This is a genomic window from Pseudomonas sp. PS02303 (genome assembly GCF_029959925.1).
GTDB classification, from domain to species: domain Bacteria; phylum Pseudomonadota; class Gammaproteobacteria; order Pseudomonadales; family Pseudomonadaceae; genus Aquipseudomonas; species Aquipseudomonas mandelii.
Genome location: NZ_JASCOM010000384.1, coordinates 1 through 3,935 on the forward strand (window position 1 = coordinate 1; position 3,935 = coordinate 3,935).

Consider the following 3,935-nt stretch of genomic DNA (forward strand, 5'->3'; position numbering starts at 1 on the left):
AGGCTTGCCCGCGAAGAGGCCATCACGGCCGCTAAAAGCTTCGCGGGCAAGCCTCGCTCCTACAGGTCGTGTGGTGCTCCTCATAACAAGAAACCGGAGAACAACCATGTCGTTAAGCGTGTTCGACCTGTTCAAGATTGGCATCGGCCCTTCCAGCTCCCACACCGTCGGCCCGATGCGCGCTGCTGCGCGTTTTGCCGAAGGCTTGCGCCGTGAAGGGCTGCTGACTGCAACCGCCTGCGTCAAAGTCGAGCTCTACGGCTCGCTCGGCGCCACCGGTAAAGGCCACGGCAGCGACAAGGCCGTGTTGCTCGGCCTGGAAGGCGAACACCCGGACACCGTGAACACCGAAACCGTCGCCGCCCGTCTGCAAGATATTCGCGGCAATGGTCGCTTGAACCTGCTCGGCGAACACAACATTGCGTTCAACGAGAAAGAACACCTGGCGATGATCCGCAAACCGTTGCCCTATCACCCCAACGGCATGATTTTTCGTGCGTTCGACGCGGCGGGCCTACAGATCCGCAGCCGCGAGTACTACTCGGTCGGCGGCGGATTCGTGGTCGATGAAGACGCCGCCGGCGCCGACCGCATTGTCGAAGACGCCACGCCGCTGACCTTCCCGTTCAAAAGCGCCAAGGACCTGCTCAGTCATTGCGCCACGTACGGCTTGTCCATCAGCCAGTTGATGCTGACCAACGAAAGTGCCTGGCGCCCGGAAGCGGAAACCCGCGCTGGCCTCCTGAACATCTGGCAAGTCATGCAGGATTGCGTCGCCGCCGGTTGCCGCAATGAAGGAATTCTGCCCGGTGGCTTGAAGGTCAAACGTCGGGCCGCTGCGCTGCATCGGCAACTGTGCAAGAACCCGGAATCGGCGCTACGTGATCCGCTGTCGGTGCTGGACTGGGTCAACCTCTACGCTTTAGCGGTCAACGAAGAAAACGCCAACGGCGGGCGCGTCGTCACCGCGCCCACCAACGGAGCAGCGGGCATCGTCCCGGCGGTGCTGCATTACTACATGCGCTTCATCCCCGGCGCCAACGAAGACGGCGTCGTGCGCTTTCTGCTGACCGCCGCCGCCATCGGCATTCTCTACAAAGAAAACGCCTCGATCTCTGGCGCCGAAGTCGGTTGTCAGGGTGAAGTCGGCGTCGCCTGTTCCATGGCGGCCGGCGCGCTGTGCGAAGTGCTTGGCGGCACGGTGCAGCAAGTGGAAAACGCGGCGGAAATCGGCATGGAACACAACTTGGGCCTGACCTGCGACCCGATTGGCGGGCTGGTGCAAGTGCCTTGCATCGAGCGCAACGCCATGGGTTCGGTGAAAGCCATCAATGCCGTGCGCATGGCCCTGCGCGGCGACGGTCAGCACTTCGTCTCCCTCGATAAGGTCATCCGCACCATGCGCCAGACCGGCGCCGACATGAAAAGCAAATACAAGGAAACCGCCCGTGGCGGTTTGGCGGTCAACATTATCGAGTGCTGATGCCCACGCGCATCCGCACACTTTTTCAGGAGCTGAATATGTCCACCGAACAATTGCTGAAAACCCCGCTGCATGCACTGCACATCGAACTCGGCGCGCGCATGGTGCCGTTCGCCGGCTACGACATGCCGGTGCAATACCCGTTGGGCGTGATGAAAGAACACCAGCACACCCGTGATCAGGCCGGGCTGTTCGATGTCTCGCACATGGGCCAGATCCGCCTGACCGGCGCCAATGCCGCCAAGGCCCTGGAAACCCTGGTGCCGGTGGACATCATCGACCTGCCGGTGGGCATGCAGCGCTACGCGATGTTCACCAATGAAACCGGCGGAATCCTCGACGACCTGATGGTCGCCAACCTGGGTAACGACGAACTGTTCCTGGTGGTCAACGCCGCCTGCAAGGATCAGGACCTTGCGCATCTGCAAAAGCACATTGGCGACCAGTGCACAATCGAACCGCTGTTCGAAGAACGCGCGCTGCTGGCCCTGCAAGGCCCGGCTGCCGTGACCGTGCTCGCTCGTCTGGCGCCTGAAGTCGCGAAGATGACTTTCATGCAGTTCACCCGAGTGAAACTGCTGGGTGTCGAATGCTTTGTCAGCCGTTCGGGCTACACCGGTGAAGACGGCTTCGAAATCTCCGTACCGGCCGCCAACGCCGAAGTCTTGGCGCGCGCGCTGCTGGCTGAGCCTGAAGTGGCGGCCATCGGCCTCGGCGCTCGCGACTCCCTGCGCCTGGAAGCCGGCCTGTGCCTCTACGGCCACGACATGAACACCGAGACCACTCCGATCGAGGCCAGCCTGCTGTGGGCCATCTCCAAGCCACGTCGCGCCGATGGCGCACGGGCCGGCGGCTTCCCTGGCGCAGAGACTGTGTTCGCGCAACAACAAGCCGGCGTCAACCGCAAGCGTGTGGGCCTGTTGCCTCAGGAACGTACACCGGTGCGTGAAGGCGCGGAAATCGTCAACGAAGCAGGCGACATCATCGGCGCTGTGTGCAGCGGTGGTTTTGGCCCGACTCTGGGCGGACCTTTAGCCATGGGCTACCTCGACAGCGCTTATATCGCTATTGATACACCCGTATGGGCGATTGTTCGTGGGAAAAAGGTGCCTTTGCTTGTAAGCAAAATGCCATTTGTTCCACAACGCTACTATCGCGGCTGATTGACTGTTTCTATAAGTAACGCGGTTGCGTTAACAGTGCACTAATGTGTAACGTAACCGCCATAAAACAGTGCATGTCTTTGGCTCTAAGCTTCGTTTATGAACGTTGCTTATAACGTTCGAAAACAATTGAACAACCCAATCGAATAAGCCCGCACTAGTGGACACGCTACTGCCATCAACCTGAGCAAAACCGGGGCTCTCACAGGGCTTGTTTTTTCTCACGTAGTTGGCGTAGAGTTTGTTCACTGTGTTTGCATGGGTCGCTTGGAATCGTGACCTGGGCAGTAGCCTACAAGTTAGCTACATCCCGTTCGACGTCTTCTTACTCTCCTGCAACCAGCCCCAGTACTCTTTCATGAGAAGGAGACTGTCATTAATTTTTGCGTCAAAGGAAATAAGAAATGTCCCAACGTCAGAGCGGTACCGTCAAGTGGTTTAACGACGAGAAAGGTTTTGGTTTTATCACTCCAGAAAGCGGTCCGGATCTGTTCGTGCATTTCCGCGCTATTCAGGGCAACGGCTTCAAAAGCCTGAAAGAAGGCCAGAAAGTGACTTTCGTTGCTGTGCAAGGCCAGAAAGGCATGCAGGCTGACGAAGTACAAGCAGAAGCCTAATCTTCTGTAACGAAAAAGCCCCTGATGCTGACATCAGGGGCTTTTTTGTGCGCGTAAATCCGTAAAATGGCTTTTTTTCCGTCCAGAGGCTGCCATGTCGAAACACCTGCTCAACCCCCAGGGCGACTTTCCCGCCGCCACCCTGGGCCGTCGCCTGGCAGCGATGTTCTATGACTTCCTCTTGTGCACCGCCCTGCTGATCGTCACCAGCGGCATTTACAAGATGATCCAGATGGCGATCATCGGCGAAGACAAAATGCGCACATTGACCGAATCCGGCGCGCTGGACGGTGATCCGCTGCTATCGACGGTGTTGCTGTTTGTGTTGTTTGGTTTTTTTGCCAAGTTCTGGACCTGGTCCGGTCAGACGCTGGGTATGCAGGTGTGGTGCATTCGCGTGCAGAACGCGGATGGTTCGTCCATCAGCCTGTGGCAGGCGCTGCTGCGGTTTGTCGTGTCGATCGCGTCGCTGTTGTGCGTTGGCCTTGGGTTCTTCTGGTCGCTGTTCGATAAACAGAAACGCAGCTGGCATGACATGTACTCGAACACGCAGCTCGTGCGCATTCCGAAGAAGACCAAGTAGCTGCGGGAAGCAAAAACCACTGTGGGAGCGAGCCTGCTCGCGATGGCGGTGCTTCAGTCAACATACATGTGACTGACGCACCGCCATCG

4 protein-coding genes are annotated in these 3,935 nt (G+C 58.6%); all 4 read left to right on the forward strand.

All coding sequences use genetic code 11. The features are described 5' to 3' along the window. Positions 1–106 precede the first annotated feature (106 nt). Positions 107–1,483, forward strand: coding sequence for an L-serine ammonia-lyase (locus tag QMX98_RS32960; RefSeq protein ID WP_282412002.1), 1,377 nt, complete (start codon positions 107–109; stop codon positions 1,481–1,483). A 38-nt stretch (positions 1,484–1,521) separates the two neighbouring features. Continuing rightward, complete coding sequence (gene gcvT, locus QMX98_RS32965) at positions 1,522–2,646, forward strand: glycine cleavage system aminomethyltransferase GcvT (protein ID WP_077748704.1); 1,125 nt, start codon at positions 1,522–1,524, stop codon at positions 2,644–2,646. Between the two features lie 404 nt (positions 2,647–3,050). Then, entirely contained in the window at positions 3,051–3,263 is a 213-nt protein-coding gene (locus QMX98_RS32970; RefSeq protein WP_003175786.1) for a cold shock domain-containing protein, read from the forward strand. Between the two features lie 94 nt (positions 3,264–3,357). Next, entirely contained in the window at positions 3,358–3,846 is a 489-nt protein-coding gene (locus QMX98_RS32975) for an RDD family protein (RefSeq protein WP_010457440.1), read from the forward strand. Positions 3,847–3,935: the final 89 nt, after the last annotated feature.